Source organism: Deltaproteobacteria bacterium (genome assembly GCA_016208165.1).
Lineage (GTDB): Bacteria > Desulfobacterota > Desulfarculia > JACQYL01 > JACQYL01 > JACQYL01.
This window is the reverse complement of record JACQYL010000072.1, coordinates 23811-41870: the sequence shown is the minus strand read 5'-3', so window position 1 is coordinate 41870 and position 18060 is coordinate 23811. Positions and strand designations below refer to the sequence as shown.

The following is an 18060-nucleotide window of genomic DNA, read 5'->3' as shown; positions in this document are numbered from 1 at the left end:
AATCAGCCATGAGCTGTTGCGTTCCAACACGAACTGGACCCGTCGAGATCCACCTTAACCATATCAGGGGTGCAAGGAAAGTCCAAGCCGTTTCAAAACTTCAGCCGCACGATCTCGGGCGCCGGGCAATGCTGAAAAAGGTTTCGGGAAGGAACCAGAGGAAAACGTGGTAACCGTTTCCCTCTATCGAACGAACGATACCCGTTTCCAAAGCCGAAAACTATCGTCTCAACTGCCTGAGTTTCAGCGCCAACTTCTTGATGTGTTGGCGCTCCTCGTTGATCAGGTCCATTACCTTCAGGCGCGCCTGACGATCCTCGACGGCTTCTTCCAGGGAAAGAAAGAAGATGATGGAATCCTTCTCGAACTGGATGGCCATATTCAAGGCGTCCTCGGTGCTCTTCACGTGTTCGAGGTATTTTTCAGATACGCCCGCCTTCCCGAATACGTGCAAATCGGCCATCATCTGAAGATATTGCACCATTTGGTCATTCGGATCCCACACCGTTTCGGCTTTGGCCGATTCAGGCAGGGCAGCCTTGAGAGACTCGAACTGTTTCTTGTGCGCCCTTTCTTCTCCGGCCAGAAATCGGAATATGTCCTTGACTTCCGGCTCCTCCACTTTTTCCTGTGCTAGCTCGTAAAACACGAGGCCGTTTTCCTCGACGTCAATGGCCATCTGAAGGATCTCATTCGCGTTGAAGGCATAGATCATCGGCATCCTCCTCCTCTCTCAGGCAGATCATAACTCTAACGTTGGTCGCATTCCTCTTCCGGGCTCACATGGATCCGGAGGTTTGCCTACGCCGGACTCAAACCACTTCGTAGCCGGCTCTTTTAACCGCCGCCTTGATGGCGGAGTCGTCAACGGACGCCGCTTTCTCGAAGCTGGCTTCCCCCTTCTCGAGGTTCACCGAAACATCACTCAGTCCCTTAATTTCATTCAGGGCTTTTGTAACCGCAGCCACACAGTGTTTACATGACATTCCCTTGATCTCAATCGTTTTCATGGTATATCTCCTTATGACTCGAACTGGTCGTTCGTATTCCGACGGCTCACCCCAACATCGGAACATCGATTACCGGGCTTTAAAGCCCGAAACATCCTGATTGAAGCGTTCAGGTTCCTCTGTTTTCCAACCTCCACATACAGCGAATCGGACCCGGCCGATTCGTCCAAATCCCGCTCGTCATCCGCCCCACGGCATTCGAGAGTACATGTCGCTTAATTTGTCCCGATACTTTCTGAAAAAAATCTCGTGGCTTTTTTCCCATCGGGACAACATTTCAAGGGCTTGCTTCGCTTTGCCCGCCGTCTGAGACGCCATTTTTTCATAGAACTCACTGAGGTCCTTCTCTATCAACCATGCCGTATTAAATACGGTAACGTCGGGGACCATGGAGCCCTCGATACATTGCTCAAGAAACTCCGATTCAGAGCGATCGTCAAAGAAGTCGGTTTCCTTGATAGCCACTTCCTTCATATCGGGAATTTCGACCTCGTCCTTTTCTTTCAGGTTTTCGAGTATCCGGCTGATGAAGTCAATGTGACGCTGTTCTTCCTTTATCAGCTTCCTGAATGCATCAATAGCCGACCCAATCCCCATGCGATCGATGGAGGTCCGGAAGAAACTCATCCCTGTTTTCTCCTGATTGAGCGCGTACTCGAAAATCTTGATCAGGTTCTCCTTTGATGACATTTGACTCTCCTTTCGAACTTGCAGGGACGCAATATAACGATCACACGCATTCTCTTCTCGCTTTCAATGAGATCTCGTTCTTCCCTCTACGTATCACGGCAATCCTGCCCGCACAACAAGGGAATCGACCCACCCCACCGTCCGCACTTGTCGCCTGAAGGACGCTCCAGCTTGTTTATCTCCGTATGCTTTATTTAACCACGGATTTTCGGGAATAAAGAGGCAGACATACACCGGCCGGCCCGGAAACTTCCTCTTTGCACCATTCCTTATCCAAGCACGTTTTCCAGGGAATCCACGTCCATAACGGGAGTCTTGCACGCATATTGTTCGCAGACGTAGGCCGTAGGACGGCCCTCGATCGGACGCAGAGGCTCGACAAACGGCGACAAATCGATCAGCTCGTCGCCATGTTTCCCTCCCTCCCGGAGGAGCAGGACCTTGTTCGGAAGAAAGCGGGCATGAATCTTCTCGATCATGCGCATCGTCATTTCCGAGACCGGATCCCCGGCTATGACGATTTCCCGGCTCGGTCCGATCATAAAGTCCAGTGCGTTCATAAACTGTGTGTGCGCCATGGGCGCTTCCGCCAGTTCGGAAGAAAAGGCCTTGATCGCTTCGTCCGCCTTCTGTTCCAGATCCACCCTGCCGGTCATTCGTCCGAGTCGCATTAGATTGAGCACGCCCACCGAGTTGCACGAAGGCACGGCGCCATCGTATAGTTCCTTAGTCCGGGCGATCAACTTCTCATTTTCTTTTCCCGTGAAGAAGAATCCCTTTCCCGAATCGTCCCAGAACAAGTCCAACATGCGATCGTTCAGGGCGACCGCGTGTTTGAGAAATCGGACCTCAAACGTGGCCTCGTAAAGCTCGATCAGTCCCCATATCAGGAAAGCGTAATCGTCCGCGAACCCGGCGTGCGCCGCCTCGCCCTCCCTGAATCGTCTGATCAGAGCACCGTCGGATGAGCGAAGCCTATTAAGAATAAAATCCGCGGCATTGGCGGCCGCCGATATGTATGCGGGTTCTCTCAGAGCCTGGTACGCCTTGGCCATTGAAGCGATCATCATGCCATTCCAAGAGGCGATGATCTTGTCGTCCTTGAGCGGATGGACCCGCTTTTCTCGAACTTCGAACAGACGCGCCCTGGATGCATCAAGTGCGTTCACGAGTTGGGAGCGTTCCATGTTCATACGCCTGGCCAAGACGTCCGCGCCGTGAGTAACGTGGGGAATGCTGTATCCCTCCTCGAAATTGCCTCCAGCCTGGATATTATAGAAATCGCAGAACAGGTCGCCTGCTTCTTTTCCAAGGAGTCGGATGAGCTCTTCAGGCTTCCAGACGTAAAACAGACCCTCCTTGCCCTCGCTGTCCGCGTCTTCCGCCGAGTAGAAGCCTCCTTCCGGAGCCGTCATGTCGCGCAGAACATACGTGCAAATTTCGCGGGCCGTTCTTGCAAACCGCTCTTCGCCAAAAGCCTGATACGCTTCCACATAGGCCATGAGCAACAGGGCCTGATCGTACAGCATTTTTTCGAAGTGGGGGACCAGCCATCGTTCGTCCACCGAGTATCTGTGAAACCCGAAGCCGATCTGGTCGAAGATGCCCCCGTTCCTCATCGCGTCAAGGGTCTCGATCACCATTTTTCCGGCAACAGGGTCATTGCGTCGAGTGTGCCATCGGATCAGAAACGTCAGCTGATGAGGAGAAGGGAATTTAGGCGCCGAACCAAAGCCGCCGTATTTAGGATCGAAATTGCGGGACAGATAACTATATGCTTTTTGAAGCGTATTGACATCGAGCGTGCGCGGGGGTGAAGAGCGTTCGGAAGAGGACTGAAGCGCGCGGGTAATCTCGTTGCCAAGCCGGAAGATACGCTCTCGATCGTTTTTCCACAGATCGGAGATCTGGCCCAGTATGTCCATCAAGCCGGGCATGCCCATGCGCCCTTTCTTGGGGAAGTAGGTTCCGGCAAAAAAAGGTTTGGCGTCCGGAGTCATGATGATGGTGAGGGGCCATCCGCCGCTCTTGGTCAAGGCCTGACAAACGGACATGTAGATCTGATCGATGTCCGGTCTTTCTTCCCTGTCCACTTTGATCGACACAAAGGATCCGTTGAGAACTCGAGCCGCCTCCTCGTCCTCGAAGGATTCGTGAGCCATCACATGGCACCAGTGGCAGGTAGCGTATCCGATGGAAAGAAAAATTGGCTTGTCTTCCAGTTTCGCCTTGCTGAAGGCTTCTTCATTCCACGGATACCAATCCACCGGATTATCCGCATGCTGGAGCAGATAAGGGCTTTTTTCGCCCGCCAAATGATTCCTAAACCCTCCACCCCCAAGCTTGCTTTCACTCATATCGACCCCTTTTGCGGTGGCGCCGGAAGCAATGGCGAATCCCAGCACACCGGATACTCTGTGGATTAAAACCTCGGCCGTCCCAATCGGGCGCAACTAAAACGGCTCATCATTGACCGCAGAAAAGAAGAAGGATCGGATCTTAAGGGCGGAAGTCATTACTTCTGCGGGCGGATCTTTGGCGAGATACGGGCTCTGAAAACGCATTTGACGTGCGTCCGGGAGCAACCATTCTCTCGGATGCCTTGAAGCACACCCGTGGGTTCTCTCCCGGACGGCACTATGAATGCAGATCGTACCTAAAAAGAGCTTCTACTCTTTTTCGAACTGATCTTTACTGGCTCCGCAAACAGGACATGTCCAATCATCCGGAAGGTCTTTGAACTTGGTCCCTTTGGGAACCCCGTTATCGGGATCACCGGCCTCCGGGTCATAGACATAGCCGCAAACCTGACAAACATATCGATCCATAGACGTCGACTCCTCTCTAGATTCTATCGGGCGCTTGACATCCCGCCCTCCGCATTCAGCGTGCACTTGGTGAAATCGATCGGGGCGCCACAGCCTCTGCATATGTGCTTCTTATCAAACTCGTCTGAAAAGATTTCCGCTTCCCTGCCGCAGTTCGGACAATTACAGACAAAAGATTGCAGATGTTTGACTCGCTCGAATCCCGGACAATGTTGCGGTGTTGTCATGATAAATCCTCCTCTAGTGAAAAGTTGATTCGCGGGAACGGTCCGGTGACCCGTCACGCTTCCATCTTTTTGGCGACCTGGCGTCCATAATCCTGAGCCATATTCGAAACAGATTCCTTTCAGGATTCGTTCGGCACCTCTTCTATTTTCCCTTTATGCTTTTCCCCGCACATGGGACAAACAATGTCGATTTCTTCCTCTTTTCCGATGAACTTCTCTCGAAGCTTTTCCGGCCCTAAGAACGAGATGTCGCCGCACGCGCAGGCAGGACACTCTGCTCGAACTCGATATTTTCTCTTGGACACGAATCCCTCCTTGTTCGTTTATCGATCCCGACTTGTTCCACGCCAGGGACTACAGCTTCGGAAAGAGGGGAAGTCTCTCGTTTCCGCTTCCGTCCCTGAACCGCATGCCTTCCGTTTGGTTTCAACTCAGACTCGCGGCCTGGCGCCGATTGAAACAGGTGGTCAAAAGGCCGCCGTCCCTAGCGTATCCTATTTTCAGGTATGCCTGGGACCAACTCGTTGATTCTTTTCGGATCCATCCAATCAGGAGGGATTTCCCAGCCTGGGATCCGAACCCGTATCCCCACATTCGGGAATATAGCAGGTTACATCGACGAACTCGCATTTTTCATCGCAGCTCGGGCACTGCTTCGGGGGCTCGGCAGCGTTCAGAGTATACCCGCATTTCGTACATTTCCAGGTAGTCTCAGTCACTTACTGTCTCCTCTTTATGGCTAGGCGCCCCGAGGCGTGCTTTCCCGGATCCGGGAGAAGGGCTTCGGGAGTTCGATTTCACGTCCAGCCAGTCCACCAATCGCTGAATGTTCTTGGTCATGAACCATCGGCCGTTTTCAAAAACACCGTAATCGGCGCCCATCATGGCGGAAGCGAAACGGACCGAATTGGCGTAAAAAAGCCATTGCGACGACCAGTCTTTCTCGATCCCCTCGTTGAACATGGAATCGTTCTGCGCCATTCCCTTGGCCACTCCGGTGTCCCAGGCTTTGATCATGATCTTGGTTGCGGTTTTGGTCAGCTCGTTGCTGGTCTCGATGGCATGATCGAGTCGTTTGTAATGGCCCGCAACCCAACCCGCGCTGTGGCAACCGAGGCAGACCCTTTGCATGGTTTCCCGTCGTTTTTGTTGTTCGGCTGCGTCGATCAGGTACCCGGAGGCCGGCTCTCCGGTGAATTCGGTCGGCAAAGGCAGGCCCGCCATATTGCGTATCACCGTAGTATCCGGGGATTTGGGCTCGGGGTGCGCGTAGATGAGACCGAACAAGCGCCATGCCTTTCGATCGGTCATCCTATGTGTACGTTCGCCTAACACTTCGCCCTCTTCGCTCACGGTGAGACTGACATGGCAGACGGCGCAGGTGGGCGAAGCAAAGTCTTTGCCGAGCACCCAGGGCACGGACCGGAAATCCCAGTCCTTGTTAAGGGCATCAAAGATGTTCCCGTGCCTGCTCACGGAATAGACCTTGTAAACCGGCACATCGGGACCTTCATGACACTTCTGACAGGCGTAGGGTTTCCGCGCCAGCTCTATGGAAAACTGATGCCTCGAATGGCAGGGAGTACACGCACCGATGCTGCCGTCCGGGTTGATTCTTCCCACACCTACGTTGGGCCAACCGGACAACACGGGGAGGTCCATTTCTCCTTGAACCGTGTCCAAGGTCTTCAATCCAGTCATTTTTACCACTGTTCCGTGGCAAACCAAACACGAGTCGTCTTGAGTTTCGGCGTCCGGGGAGATCGTCTTCGTCCCGGCGCCATCATAGGATACCACGGAGTTAATGTCTTGGGACAGTTCGTGGAAGACGGTATTGTTCATCAGGTTTCCATAGGCGTGGGACATGATGTTCTGCCCGTACTGTTCTTCTTCCACGGGATGGCAAATGGCGCAATCCTTTGGCGTTACCACCGTGTGTATGACGTAACCGTTGTGGCGATAGCTGTCCTGGTGCTGCTTAGAGTTCGCGGTGTGACACTCGGCGCAACCGATGACAACTCCGTAAACGCTTTCCGGCACCGTATCGGCGGACATACGTTTCTCCATATTCGGCTTCCGCACAGCCTCCGAGGGGGCGAGAAGGGCGTGCCTGCTTCGTTTCCAATCCGAAACGATTCCGGGGGTGGAAGTGGCATGGCAGGACAAGCAATCTGCGCTGGCGGCGCTGATCTCTTTGTCCGCGCCAAGACCGCGCCCAGCGAAAAGAAATAACAAGGCAAAGGCGATCGACAGGTTCCTCATGAAGCTCATCCTTCCTTTGCAGCTTATCTCTTTTCCTCTTTGGTGGAGCCCGGTCCGGCAAGAGGACGGAAACTCTTCTTGCCGGCTCCACAGATCGGACAGATATCGTCCTCCGGAAGGTCCTCGAACCGGACCCCTTTCGGGATCTTCTTCTTCCTGACCCCCTTATCCGGATCGTAGATGAACCCGCAATTCACCGTTTGGCATTGATACATTTCTTCAGGCTTGGCCATGGCAATCTCCTGGGCGAGCATCTAAGGCGCTGACGGGGGCTTCGAGCTCACGGTAACCTGTGCAAGACGAGCAGCCTCCCAAGCCGCGACCTGCACGAATGCTTTTCCTGCTCTAATAAAAGGAGACACCACACCCTTTACAAAGCGCTGGCAAAAGCAGGAAGCAGATCTTTACCGGACAACGCTTCCCCTGGTTTCCGTCGTAGCGGGAACCAGGGGAAGTATTACAATCAAGCGGGTCAGCCGTAAACGAACGGCTTTCCGAGGGTGCAGCGCAGAACGGCTCGAACGTCAAACGGCCGGTTTGATGCGGCGTTTCCCTCCGGCCGGGTAGGCTGAATGGAGTTCCCATCCGATCTGCCCGTTCAGCGCTTCCCGTACTCCCTCGCTGAGCATGTTCATTCCGCCTTCCACAATCCGTGGAGATTGCAGTATTCGCGCGCGGTCACCCCTGCGGGATTTATGCAGAAGGTAGCCTCCGGAGCTGTTCCAGGCTCGAGGAAGTGTCGATACGCGTTGTTCTTGCCGTCCACCACCTCGATCCACTCGATGTAGTGCTTCTCCTCCATCGGATGTGCAACGCTGCCTACCTTAACCTTGACGCCGTCTTTCACTTGTTCGATTACCGGAACATGTTTCTCTTTGGCCGCATCCACAGTGTTCGCCTTGAATAACTTCATGGGTTGGCCACAGCACACGAGTTCACCATCGCCGGCATGAACTACTTCAACAATGTTACCACAGACTTCGCATTTGTAGATGGCCAGTTTCTCAGGCATTTCTTACCTCCTCGCTGGTATTGCGTCACTGAACATGGTTGGTTGCATCTTCCAAAATTCGCACGGGTTGAACCGACAGCAGACATGAGCTTGAGATAGATACATAGCCACGAAATCCGCCTAATTCAATGGCGTATTCAAGATGCGTTGAACGCTTCGGGTTTGAAATCGTGTTTATGCGATCTTTCTGACGGCATTTAGCACGGCTTCGTAATCCGGCTCCTGGCTGGTCTCTTTGACCAATTGGACATAGCGGACTACGCCCGCCCGATCAACGACAAAAATGCTTCTCGCCAGCAGCCTCGGCTCCTTCATCAGCACTCCATAGGTCTTGCCGAACGCAGCCTCCCGGTGGTCGGACAGTGTAGTCACGTTCTCCACCCCGGCGGCTCCACACCACCGTTTCTGGGCAAAGGGCAAGTCCACGCTAACGGTCAGAATGACGACGTCCGGGCCGAGTTTGGGGGCTTCCTGATTGAACCTGCGGGTCTCCATGTCACACACCGGAGTGTCCAAGGAAGGAACAGAGCTGATGATGACTACTTTCCCTCGATACGTGGAGAACTTCACGGGCTTGAGATCGTTGCCGATGACCTCGAAATCCGGAGCCGGATCCCCCACACGAATTTCTTTGCCGACCAGGGTTACAGGATTTCCACGAATCGTTACAATGCCCGTTCTTTCTTCCATCTTATACCCTCCTGTCATGTCCCGTCATGGTCCGTGCTCTTGCCATGGCCGCGCTTCAAACGATCGCTCTTATCGCCGCCCGGCTCGGATCATTCCGGTAGCTCCGGTTTTTCGTTTTATTCCTACCGCCTGATACCAGGTCTCACCAGTTTTCGCCCAACAGCTCATAATACGCTTGAGGATGCTCGCAGGCCGGGCACATGGCGGGTGCTTCCAATCCTTCGTGCAAGTATCCGCAGTTCCGGCAGCGCCAGACAACCTTTTGGGGTTTCTTGAACACGGCTCCGTTCGTCATGTTGGCCAGCAGACCGAGATACCTCTTTTCGTGCTGCTTTTCCGCAACGGAAACAAATTCGTAGAGTTTGGCGATCGTTTCGAATCCCTCTTGCCGGGCGACTTTGGCATAACCGGGGTACAGCTCGGTCCACTCGAATTGCTCTCCGGCCGCCGCTTCTTTGAGATTTTCGCCGGTCGCTCCAAGTACTCCCGCAGGAAAATTCCATTGAACCTGAACTTCTCCACCCTGCAACTGCTTGAAGAAGCGCTTGGCATGTTCTTTCTCCTGGTTTGCCGTTTCTTCGAATATAAAGGAAATCTGATCGTATCCTTCCTTACGGGCCTGGCCGGCGAAGTACGTGTAGCGGTTGCGAGCCTGTGACTCGCCGGCAAACGATGTGAGCACATTCTTCTCAGTCTGACTTCCTTTGAGTGTGGGCATTTCACTCCCCCCTGTACAGATCAGTAAGACGTCGATTCCACATGACCATCCCCCACGGGAAAACGTTGGATCCCATGGACAAGCTACACTCGATTAAAGCCGGATCGATGTTTAAGAAAAGAGATGTATTAGTTCAACACTAGGGTGCATGACGGCCCCTGTCAAGGGTGGCGAAGGAATTCCTTCCGCCTGAAGCAGATACGCCAAGGGGCCTCGGCCTTCGATGGGAAACGCGGGTAGGATCGCTCGCAGATCCTGGCGCTTTGGGTATCGATCAAACCGGATGCATAACGGCTCGCCTCCGTTCTGTCGCCTCCGTTCTTGACGCCGCGGCAGCGGGAAAACTAAAATGAAATCCGGTGATGAGTTCGGAAACGATCTGGTTTCAAAAGAACCGGCTGAAAGGGTGGGAGCTATCCCAGTTCAAATGCGTTTTACAACCAGTGCGGTGACGGGACGGGTAAGGGCCCGGAAGCATTCCTTAAATCCGATCATGACGATATGGAGCTTTGAAGCTATTGTTTCTGCTCGCCTCTCTGGATCGAATTCCTAAGGGCGAACATGTTGCAACGGAAGCAACAGACTTTCCAGCCACGGAAGAGCGAAAAAGGTTTTTTGGGTGCTTGACAGGTAGCAAGTAATCATATATTCTTGTAACCATATTTACAGTTGTTCAGTAAGAACGCCAAACCCGCCGGGAGGTGGGGACGGAAAGCCACGGGTCTTGAACAGACAGCCGGGTTGCCTGAATAAGGTCACCCGGCTTTTTTTCTTTGGACTCTCGGAGATTTCCATCGTCGGCATCGAGAATAGCGATTCCGAGCGCGGCCGACACGGAGGGAAAACGGTGATGAACACAGCTCAAGAACGGTGCAAAGATGGCTTCACGGTAGTGGAACTTATGTTCGTGGTCGCCATCGTCGGAATCCTGGCTTCCCTTGCGGTTCCGAGATACCTCAACTATCGCTCGCTGGCGTACTGTGCGAAAATCGAATCCGCCGTTCACAACTATGTTACCTCCCAGGAGGCCTACTTCACCGTGAAGGATACCTATGCCGGCGGCGAAGACGAGCTGACTTCAACAGGCTACCGGGGAACATATCAGGTATCCGTTACGGGCGATCCGGTAACCACGATCGTCGGCGTCGACACAAACGGCCACTGCGCGAAGGGCTCTCTGAAGTTCACCAGCCTGGGCGGTTATATCTGGAGTAACTAGCCGCCGCGGCGACTTCCTGCCGGGAGGTAGGTTTCGGGCTTCTGCATCGGCGTTGCGTGCTTTTACGCGATCCATAGGAAAGTCGGGGAACCTCGAAGGTCGAAAGGGCGCCGAGGAAGGCGTGTTCGAGCGGACGTCCGGGAGTCTTTTTCAGCCGGATACACCGAAACCGGGATATAGTTTCTTAGCGCATTCCGGGCAAATACTGTGGGTAAAGTCCGCCTCGGAATGGTCCTTAATATACGACTCGATCTTGTTCCAGTATCCTTTGTCGTCTCTGATCTTCTTGCATACGGAACAAATGGGTAAAAGACCGCTCAACGTTCTGACTTTGGCCAAGGCCTCTCTTAATTCATTAATGAGTTTTTCTTTTTCCTCTTCCGCGCGCTTGCGCTCGGTGAGGTCACGCGAAACGCCCAATATCCCTACGAGAGATCCGGATGAATCCCTTATCGGCTTCGCGATGTTTTCCATCCATATAACAGACCCATCCTTGTGGGACGGCATCTTCATTTTCGCGCAATAGCTCTTCCTGAAATCGTGCCAGAATCCGTTGAATGGATTCCGGCGTAATCATCTCCTCCAACGATTGTCTTACCCTTTCTTCCGGCGTGAATCCGAGGATGGCTTCGACAGAGGGACTTACGTATGTCGTATTCAAATTCAAATCGAGGGTCCAGACAATATCCGCTATGTTTTCGCTGATGAATCTGAATTTTTCCTCCCTTTCGCGCAGCGACTCTTCGGTTTGCTTGCGCTTGGTAATATTGTGGACCGTTCCTATCGCTTCTATTGCAGTCCCTCGGCCGTCAAAGACGATGCGGGCTTTTTCATGAACCCAGAGTTCTTCCTGCCTCGAGATGATGCGGTGTTCGATATCGAAGACAGCCCCCTTTAACGCCGCATTCCATGCGGATTCCACCAGGGTTCGATCGTCCGGATGCACCCGCTCCAGAACGGTTTCTATGTTTAGAGGGGTGCGGTTAGGGATGCCGAATATCCGGTAGGCCTCGTCACTACCGGTCAGGACATCGTGCATAATGTCGAGATGCCAGCTCCCCACGCCGGCCACGGCCTGAGCCTGTTTGAGGTTGAGCTCGCTCTCCTTGAGAGCGTCCTCCAACCTCTTTTGATCGGAATAGTCGGATACGATCTCAATGGCGCCGGCGATCCGTCCCTGTTCGTCAAAATAGGGATAGGCGCGGTTCAACCGCCAGATGACGTTCCCATCCTTGTCGATCGATTTCATGATCGCTTGATGACTGCGACCGTCCGTCATGGTCTTGATAACGGGACATTCCTCACAGATCACGTCCCTTTGTTTATAAAACCGATAACACGGGTCGGTGAACATTTCAGGCCGGTCCCCGAAGAGGTCCTTGGCAACCGGATTGCCCCACAACGTTTTCATCTCGCTCGAAATGATCAACACTGTGTCCTGGACGGCGTCAAGGATATTGGCCTGGAACCGAAGCTTTTTTTCAGCCTCCCGCTGAAGTCTCAATAACCGCTGGTTCTCGAGGGCCACTTCTGCGCCCGTCGAAAGCTCATCTCCCAGGACAAGAGCCGTAATCTTTTCGTTTCCATGACCACTCACGCCGGCATCGTTGACCCCTTGTTCTCCAAATGAATAAAAACCGAGGATGGGAATTTCTGGGAGTAAGGACCGGATGGCTGAAATTTCTTCAGACGATCTTTCTCTCAGAATATGTCTGCGCAAGGCGCACGAGAAAACAAGGGCCACGGCCGGTCGCTGAATCTGCCCGCGCAGGAGGGCATTTCGCACTGTCTCCCGCGCCGCTTCGATCAACTGCTCGGGCCGCGCCTCCATGATCGTAATAGTGCTGTTTTCAGGCACCGGCTGGCTGAAACGCACGCCCCCTTCGGGAGTGAAAAAGCTGGCCACATTGATGTGATATTGATCCAGCATGTCCGGCATTCCGACAGGCCGGGAGGACGTCAGAGTCAGGTGCTTGTCTCTCAAGCCGTCAACATCGCTTTCCAGCATTTTCGCGTACAGGTCAGCCGCGCGGCAGCCGTCCAATTCCAAAATCGTATGGCCCTTGACTTTCGTTGCCACCGCCCGTTTGTCCGAAGGCGAAAAGCCGTGGCCCATCGACATGCCGAACCGGAGGCTGGTTTCGAAAACCGCTACCAGCAGGCTGTCCGCATGCGCCTCGATGTTATGCAGGACAAAATTGGCTTCCATGTTCCAATCGTCGGCCGCACTGCCGCCGAAAAAAGGAATCCGGCCGGCCGACAGTCGCTTGAGCTCTTCCAGCGTTTCGAAACTGCGGGAATCGGCATGGCGGGTGTTTCCGGGTGAAAAGAGTATGCCGAAAATCGACTTGCCCTTGCGCGTCATTTCCGCCCAAATTTCGCTGTCGTTGCCTGAGAAATAGGGTCGGATCTCGGTCGAGCCGATGGCCTGTTCCACCGCCTTTCGCCATCCGGCGGAAACATGTTTCCCGAGCCCCAGTCGCACTCGAAGATTCGCTGAAGCCAAGGCGGTTACAACCACGCTCCCGTGTAAAGACCCGTTACAGATTTCGCCGGCGGTGGTGGCTCCAAATACGGGGACATGGCCCATGATATGATGGATTCCCCCAAGCAATTCAGGCAGATGGTAACGAACCGACGCAAAAACGAGCACCGCGGATAGGGGGTGCGAGGTGATCCCTTCGGCTGCTTTGAGGGCGGCCTCCGCACCGACGGAGAAAGAATCCTTTCCCTCCGCCGCGCCGTATCCCACCTCAATCTGTTTCATACTTTCTTCCGTTGGTGTCGAGCCGGCATCATGCGATGAGCATCGGACAGGTTATTCGACCCCAAAAAACCGACATGGAGCCTGTGAAAGTCGCTCTCCTCAGACGCACACCTTCAGGAGTCAACTGCGTAGAAAGAGTACCATACATGGAGGGCTTTGTGGCATACTATTTTGCATCAGGTTGCAACGTGTACTGATCAAACACGCTGACGGCAACGATCGAGCCGGTGGTACGAAATCCGTCGTATTTGGGAGATTTCTAAACATCCTTGAGCAAATCAGAGGCCTGCAAAAATCCTTCTGATGATGAAGAGGGGGTTCTGAACACAAAAACCCACGTAATCAGTACATCCGAAATGGATTACCTCATTTCTTGCTCTATTTGCCTGCAACTATCGACAAATAGATCGTTGTCTTTTTCGGAACAGATGGTCATACGAAGGAAATTTCTGCCTTGCAGTCCGCTGACGCGGTTCAGGTTTGCGGTGAGAAACCCTCTTTTGGCCAATGCCTGCCAAAGCTCCGCGGCTTCCAACCGCGAGTTGCGAATCATGTGTCAGGGCGTGGAGGGTGTGGGAGCTCAGAATGTTCCTGATTTCCATGGCGTCCTCGAGAATCAAGGTTTGCGTAACAGGTAAAAGCTACGTCGTTTTCCGTCCAAGGTGTCCGAGAATAATTGGTCGGCGACCATGCCTCTGTTATTTATGTATTCTAGAAATATGGGCCGAGTGTTCATTCGCCAGGCCAGGGCCTGGTCCTGATCTTCCGCCTGCACACGGCGCACGTCGCCGACGATTTCCACCAGCAAGGCGTCGGCTTCGGGCATGCACTCCCGGGAGGCCGTTGGAAAGCGGTCCAAGGCATCGCGCAAGGATGCCGATTCCCGGTCCCGAGTCCGTGCATCTTCAATATCCATTTCGAGGAGAAAACGATCCTGGGGCATGCCGCGGTGGAGCCCCGAATCCAGGTGATAGTAATCCGTCTTGTATTGAACGCAGCGTCCGCCCAACTTGTTCAGATAAAGATGGGCGTTGCGGGATTCCAACGGCTCGAAGGTAAAGTAAACCCTCCGGATGCCGCTTTGCCGATACAATTCAGGTATGCGCCCGATACCCAACCGGTGCGGGGACGATCCGACGTCAGGACGCGCAACGTGATCGGGGACATGGTGTCCTTGGGCGGCAAGCCTCCAACGACGGCCTGCAACTTGATGACGTCTTCCAATTCGTCGGGTCGACTCAACTCTCTGATCTCAAAATCCATTCTTGCTCTCCTTGCTTTTCAAAAAGCCGACGATGGTTCCCCTGACCTGCTTCGGCTCGATAATCCCGGTCAGGAAGCCGCGATCCAGCAGACTAAAGGGACCCGCCCGCAAAGCCGGCCAATTCCATAGTATTGCCTCCCGACGCCTTTCTTGCCCATCATCAGCTCGATTTGAGAACCCTGAAATGCGGTCCGGCCGGAGGTATAGAGCTCCGGGGCGTCATGAAGAAAGACAACGGGGCAGGCCGACGATTCGGCCTGTATCAGGGCTTCGATATAGCGGGACAACGATAACGACAAATCGGCATGTTCGGGCAGGGGGTCGGGATCGGCGGCAATCACCATCACGCGGCGGCCTCCTATGTCGGCTGAACCTGTGAAGTAGGCCAGACTCATTTCCCCGGGATGTTCTTCCAGGGCGCCCGGATCACAGAGCGTATGCAGCCGCCGGGTCAAAGTGGGTCCCATTATTGTACCTTTCCCGCATCTGGGCCATCGATAGGTTGATCGGCCGTCCGAAATCAGCCGCCGTGCGCGTACATCACCCCGAGCTTTTGCCTTTTCGTCGCGCGTGGGTCGTCTCGTTCGGACGAGACAGGGCGTTTCCTATATATCGTCATTAAAGCGATATGCTTAAGGCTTATCCAGCGGAATGTGTCAATGGGAATGAGACACCGGTTTCCAGAAATTAGACTCTCTCACCACTGCTCGACGGCTCGTTGATCCACGCGGCCTTCGGCAATTCAGGCGGCTGTGGCGCCTTTTCCGGATTTTCCTTGACAAATAGTTATATTATGGCTACTTTGTAACTAATTATCAAAAGCTGTTGTTTTCATTTACTAATTCTTGGTGTCCCAGGTGTGAGAAGAAATGCCGGACGACAGTAGAACGGTCAGCAAATCCAAGCGCCCTTCCGCCGGCAAAACACGCGGAAAGGTCAAGCTGGAGGCGTATGGCATGGAGATGGTGGAGAAGGAAGTCAGGTCATGCGGCGTCAGCGGCCGGATATATCTGCCCAAAGACTGGGTGGGCCGGCATGTCAAAATCATTCGATTGGATTAGGAACGGCGCAGCCAATGGCTTCCGACTCTATTGCACATCCTTCATGGATCGTCGGCTGTTGCGACTAGGATCCGCAATGCCTTTTGATCCTTAAGCCGTTTCCTGCATTTTACTGGAATGACGATAGGATAGGGAGTCCATCGATTTCGAGCAGATTCTCGAGGGACGGGGACGCCCGCTTTGCGCCGAAGTGTCACGGCCGGGTGTGAGGCGGATGATCAGCCATATCCTTTTTCCGGCATTCAAGGCGGCGAGGACGACCATATAGCAAATCGAGTGTAAAGGGTAAGAACATGAGATACGCAGAGACAGGGTTTAATCTGGAAATTGATCTATCCCGAGGAAACATTGAGAGGGCGCCCACTGACCCGAGATTGACCGAGCTGCTTCTGGGGGGTCTGGGCACCAACGCCAAGATATTGTGGGATAGGGTTCCCCCTGAAGTTGAACCCTTTTCTTCTGAAAATCTACTCATATTCGGCACCGGTCTTCTGTGCGGAACACCTGCCGTCGGCTGTAATCGCACCATCCTTTCCACCATTTCTCCCCAGACTCAGTTAATGGCCTATTCCATGATGGGGGGATTCTGGGCGCCGGAATTGAAGTATGCCGGTTATGACAAAGTGATCGTTCGCGGCAAGTCCCCCAGCCTGGTCTATTTGTGGATCAACAACGACAAAGTGGAAATACGTGACGCCGCTCATTTGCACGGTAAGGGCGCTGTGGAAACCGCAAAACTGATTCGGCAGGAGTTAAAGGAGCCTAAGGCCCAGGTGTCCGCTATCGGGTTGGCCGGTGAAAACAGGGTCTATTTCGCCTCCGTCGAGCAGGGCCGGTCCAGCGCCAGCCGGGGAGGAATGGGCGCCGTTATGGGGGACAAAGGGTTAAAGGCAATCGCTGTTCGTGGAACAAAGGACATCAATATTGCCCGACCGGCTGAATTCATCGAGCTTTGCAATGAAGTGCTGAAGTACATACAGTTCCGAGCAAACAATCCAATCAAGGGAGTGCCGGCCATTTTGGCCGGGCTCGGATCACCGCAAGAGATGGCCATCCATGACGAGGAGTGGCATGCCAACAATTTCGCCTGGGGAAATGCGCGCCACCGACTAAAAGACTACTGGAACGAGGAAGTCAAAAAGAAGTGGACGGAGAGCCTCGACAACGTTCGGGAGCGCTTCATCAGCTGCTATAACTGTCCGATGAAGTGCGGGGCGACCATAAATGTCCCGGGACATCCAACGTACATGATGAAATGCTACTCGAAGCTCACTTATACCATGGCGTCCATGACGGACCTGGAGTTTGGTTTTAAGATCGCTCAGCGTGCCACCGATTATGGGGTGGACGCGTTTTCAACCCCGCAAACGATGGCCTTCGCCCTCGAGTTATATGAAGCCGGCATTTTGACGGACCAGGACCTGCAGGGGATGCCGTCCGATAACCAGGGTAGGTTTTTATGGTTACTTGACAGAATTGTTCGTCGGGAAGGGATCGGAGATGTTCTGGCCAATGGCACCCACTGGGCGGCCAAACAGATCGGTAAGGGTGCGGAAGCATATGCCCATAACAACATCAAGAAACACGAGCAACTTCCTCTCAAGCTGGGCATGCTGAACCCCATTTACTTCCTCATGTATTGCACCGGCGAGAAGATCAACATTACCCAAATTGAAGGGCAGTTTCCCCAGGCGCCTTTTCCCAATAGAGAGGATAGAGAAGAGTTTGTAAAAGATTGGTTCCAGGCTCCCAATGAGAAGTTCAAACAATATTTCTTGGATTGGGATCCTCGCGGAGAAAACTCCATTCCATACTATCCCACGATTGAAGCGACATGTGAAATTGTCGATTGGCAAGAGAAGATGCACTACATCGATGACACTCTAGGGATGTGCGCCGGCTTGTCATCGTTTCCCCTGAAACCTCCATATCACATACACAATTATCCATCGTTTGTATCATCTGCAACGGGAATCGATATGGATGAAGACGGACTATCAAAAGTTGCCAAGAGGAACCGTACCTTAATCAGAGCCGTTAATGTTAGAAGAGGTTTAAGAAGAAGAGACGAACGTCCTCCAGAGGATCACTGGAAGAAACGTTTTCCCGAGTTGGAAGCTAAGCTCTTGGATGAGTACTACGGATTTAAGGGATGGAATCATCAGGGCATTCCCACCAAGGAGTCTTTGCATGAATTGTCTATGGATGACGTTGCCGAAGATTTGCTGCAGCGAGGCATCTTGAAAGACAACGAGGTCGCACTCTCCAAAGAGACTTCGTCGGAAACAGTGCAAAAATAAAGGGAAGAGGTA

19 protein-coding genes, 1 pseudogene and 1 riboswitch are annotated in these 18060 nt (G+C 53.4%); of the genes and pseudogenes, 3 read left to right on the top strand and 17 right to left on the bottom strand.

What is annotated here, in order from left to right:
* Nucleotides 1-220: 220 nt before the first annotated feature.
* From HY788_15200 to HY788_15145, 12 genes are all read right to left on the bottom strand, one after another.
* Nucleotides 221-715, bottom strand: a complete 495-nt coding sequence (locus tag HY788_15200; GenBank protein ID MBI4775494.1) for a ferritin family protein — start codon at nt 713-715, stop codon at nt 221-223.
* Nucleotides 716-812: 97 nt separating this feature from the next.
* On the bottom strand, nt 813-1010 hold the full coding sequence (locus tag HY788_15195; GenBank protein ID MBI4775493.1) for a heavy-metal-associated domain-containing protein: 198 nt from the start codon (nt 1008-1010) through the stop codon (nt 813-815).
* Nucleotides 1011-1190: 180 nt separating this feature from the next.
* Complete coding sequence (locus HY788_15190; protein ID MBI4775492.1) at nt 1191-1700, bottom strand: ferritin family protein; 510 nt, start codon at nt 1698-1700, stop codon at nt 1191-1193.
* A gap of 269 nt (nt 1701-1969) precedes the next feature.
* A complete protein-coding gene (locus HY788_15185; protein ID MBI4775491.1) occupies nt 1970-4057 on the bottom strand; it encodes a thioredoxin domain-containing protein in 2088 nt (695 codons plus the stop codon).
* Nucleotides 4058-4369: 312 nt separating this feature from the next.
* Nucleotides 4370-4528: a rubredoxin gene (locus tag HY788_15180; GenBank protein ID MBI4775490.1), complete on the bottom strand. Its 159-nt coding sequence runs from the start codon at nt 4526-4528 to the stop codon at nt 4370-4372.
* Between the two features lie 23 nt (nt 4529-4551).
* Nucleotides 4552-4755 (bottom strand): hypothetical protein, encoded by a 204-nt coding sequence (locus HY788_15175; protein MBI4775489.1) that lies wholly within the window; start codon nt 4753-4755, stop codon nt 4552-4554.
* A gap of 119 nt (nt 4756-4874) precedes the next feature.
* Nucleotides 4875-5060 (bottom strand): hypothetical protein, encoded by a 186-nt coding sequence (locus tag HY788_15170; GenBank protein MBI4775488.1) that lies wholly within the window; start codon nt 5058-5060, stop codon nt 4875-4877.
* Nucleotides 5061-5466: 406 nt separating this feature from the next.
* Nucleotides 5467-7026, bottom strand: coding sequence for a hydroxylamine oxidase (locus HY788_15165; protein MBI4775487.1), 1560 nt, complete (start codon nt 7024-7026; stop codon nt 5467-5469).
* A 14-nt stretch (nt 7027-7040) separates the two neighbouring features.
* Nucleotides 7041-7250 (bottom strand): rubredoxin, encoded by a 210-nt coding sequence (locus HY788_15160; protein MBI4775486.1) that lies wholly within the window; start codon nt 7248-7250, stop codon nt 7041-7043.
* A gap of 398 nt (nt 7251-7648) precedes the next feature.
* Nucleotides 7649-8029 carry a desulfoferrodoxin gene (locus tag HY788_15155; protein MBI4775485.1) on the bottom strand — a complete coding sequence of 127 codons (381 nt, stop codon included), beginning with the start codon at nt 8027-8029 and terminating at the stop codon, nt 7649-7651.
* A gap of 174 nt (nt 8030-8203) precedes the next feature.
* A complete protein-coding gene (gene tpx / locus HY788_15150; GenBank protein MBI4775484.1) occupies nt 8204-8719 on the bottom strand; it encodes a thiol peroxidase in 516 nt (171 codons plus the stop codon).
* Nucleotides 8720-8861: 142 nt separating this feature from the next.
* The gene (locus tag HY788_15145; protein MBI4775483.1) at nt 8862-9437 is read right to left on the bottom strand and encodes a rubrerythrin family protein; all 576 of its coding nucleotides are present in this window, start codon (nt 9435-9437) and stop codon (nt 8862-8864) included.
* Between the two features lie 674 nt (nt 9438-10111).
* Nucleotides 10112-10186, top strand: a riboswitch (cyclic di-GMP riboswitch).
* Between HY788_15145 and HY788_15140 the strand changes: the two genes are divergently transcribed.
* Nucleotides 10162-10656, top strand: a complete 495-nt coding sequence (locus HY788_15140; protein MBI4775482.1) for a prepilin-type N-terminal cleavage/methylation domain-containing protein — start codon at nt 10162-10164, stop codon at nt 10654-10656. (Overlaps the previous riboswitch by 25 nt.)
* 150 nt (nt 10657-10806) lie before the next feature.
* On the opposite strand, the pseudogene HY788_15135 reads toward HY788_15140, so the two are convergent.
* From HY788_15135 to HY788_15115, 5 genes and pseudogenes are all read right to left on the bottom strand, one after another.
* A pseudogene (locus HY788_15135) lies at nt 10807-11010 on the bottom strand (sensor with HAMP domain protein).
* Nucleotides 11011-11059: 49 nt separating this feature from the next.
* Nucleotides 11060-13423: an FIST C-terminal domain-containing protein gene (locus tag HY788_15130; GenBank protein ID MBI4775481.1), complete on the bottom strand. Its 2364-nt coding sequence runs from the start codon at nt 13421-13423 to the stop codon at nt 11060-11062.
* A gap of 616 nt (nt 13424-14039) precedes the next feature.
* Nucleotides 14040-14468 (bottom strand): hypothetical protein, encoded by a 429-nt coding sequence (locus HY788_15125; protein ID MBI4775480.1) that lies wholly within the window; start codon nt 14466-14468, stop codon nt 14040-14042.
* A complete protein-coding gene (locus HY788_15120) occupies nt 14438-14686 on the bottom strand; it encodes a hypothetical protein (protein ID MBI4775479.1) in 249 nt (82 codons plus the stop codon). The genes HY788_15125 and HY788_15120 overlap by 31 nt, the downstream gene beginning before the upstream one ends.
* A 69-nt stretch (nt 14687-14755) precedes the next feature.
* Nucleotides 14756-15154 carry a hypothetical protein gene (locus HY788_15115; protein MBI4775478.1) on the bottom strand — a complete coding sequence of 133 codons (399 nt, stop codon included), beginning with the start codon at nt 15152-15154 and terminating at the stop codon, nt 14756-14758.
* Between the two features lie 402 nt (nt 15155-15556).
* Here HY788_15115 and HY788_15110 point away from each other — a divergent pair, with 402 nt between their 5' ends.
* Together HY788_15110 and HY788_15105 are read left to right on the top strand one after the other, a co-directional pair.
* A complete protein-coding gene (locus HY788_15110; protein ID MBI4775477.1) occupies nt 15557-15748 on the top strand; it encodes a DUF2080 family transposase-associated protein in 192 nt (63 codons plus the stop codon).
* 293 nt (nt 15749-16041) lie between these two features.
* Nucleotides 16042-18048 (top strand): aldehyde dehydrogenase, encoded by a 2007-nt coding sequence (locus tag HY788_15105; GenBank protein MBI4775476.1) that lies wholly within the window; start codon nt 16042-16044, stop codon nt 18046-18048.
* Nucleotides 18049-18060 lie beyond the last annotated feature (12 nt).

Bases quoted from the DNA above. Each gene is read 5' to 3' on its own strand.
- HY788_15200 (MBI4775494.1), bottom strand. From the start codon at position 715: ATGATCTATGCCTTCAACGCGAATGAGATCCTTCAGATGGCCATTGAC.
- HY788_15195 (MBI4775493.1), bottom strand. From the start codon at position 1,010: ATGAAAACGATTGAGATCAAGGGAATGTCATGTAAACACTGTGTGGCT.
- HY788_15190 (MBI4775492.1), bottom strand. From the start codon at position 1,700: ATGTCATCAAAGGAGAACCTGATCAAGATTTTCGAGTACGCGCTCAAT.
- HY788_15185 (MBI4775491.1), bottom strand. From the start codon at position 4,057: ATGAGTGAAAGCAAGCTTGGGGGTGGAGGGTTTAGGAATCATTTGGCG.
- HY788_15180 (MBI4775490.1), bottom strand. From the start codon at position 4,528: ATGGATCGATATGTTTGTCAGGTTTGCGGCTATGTCTATGACCCGGAG.
- HY788_15175 (MBI4775489.1), bottom strand. From the start codon at position 4,755: ATGACAACACCGCAACATTGTCCGGGATTCGAGCGAGTCAAACATCTG.
- HY788_15165 (MBI4775487.1), bottom strand. From the start codon at position 7,026: ATGAGCTTCATGAGGAACCTGTCGATCGCCTTTGCCTTGTTATTTCTT.
- HY788_15160 (MBI4775486.1), bottom strand. From the start codon at position 7,250: ATGGCCAAGCCTGAAGAAATGTATCAATGCCAAACGGTGAATTGCGGG.
- HY788_15155 (MBI4775485.1), bottom strand. From the start codon at position 8,029: ATGCCTGAGAAACTGGCCATCTACAAATGCGAAGTCTGTGGTAACATT.
- tpx (MBI4775484.1), bottom strand. From the start codon at position 8,719: ATGGAAGAAAGAACGGGCATTGTAACGATTCGTGGAAATCCTGTAACC.
- HY788_15145 (MBI4775483.1), bottom strand. From the start codon at position 9,437: ATGCCCACACTCAAAGGAAGTCAGACTGAGAAGAATGTGCTCACATCG.
- HY788_15130 (MBI4775481.1), bottom strand. From the start codon at position 13,423: ATGAAACAGATTGAGGTGGGATACGGCGCGGCGGAGGGAAAGGATTCT.
- HY788_15120 (MBI4775479.1), bottom strand. From the start codon at position 14,686: ATGGATTTTGAGATCAGAGAGTTGAGTCGACCCGACGAATTGGAAGAC.
- HY788_15115 (MBI4775478.1), bottom strand. From the start codon at position 15,154: ATGGGACCCACTTTGACCCGGCGGCTGCATACGCTCTGTGATCCGGGC.
- HY788_15110 (MBI4775477.1), top strand. From the start codon at position 15,557: ATGCCGGACGACAGTAGAACGGTCAGCAAATCCAAGCGCCCTTCCGCC.
- HY788_15105 (MBI4775476.1), top strand. From the start codon at position 16,042: ATGAGATACGCAGAGACAGGGTTTAATCTGGAAATTGATCTATCCCGA.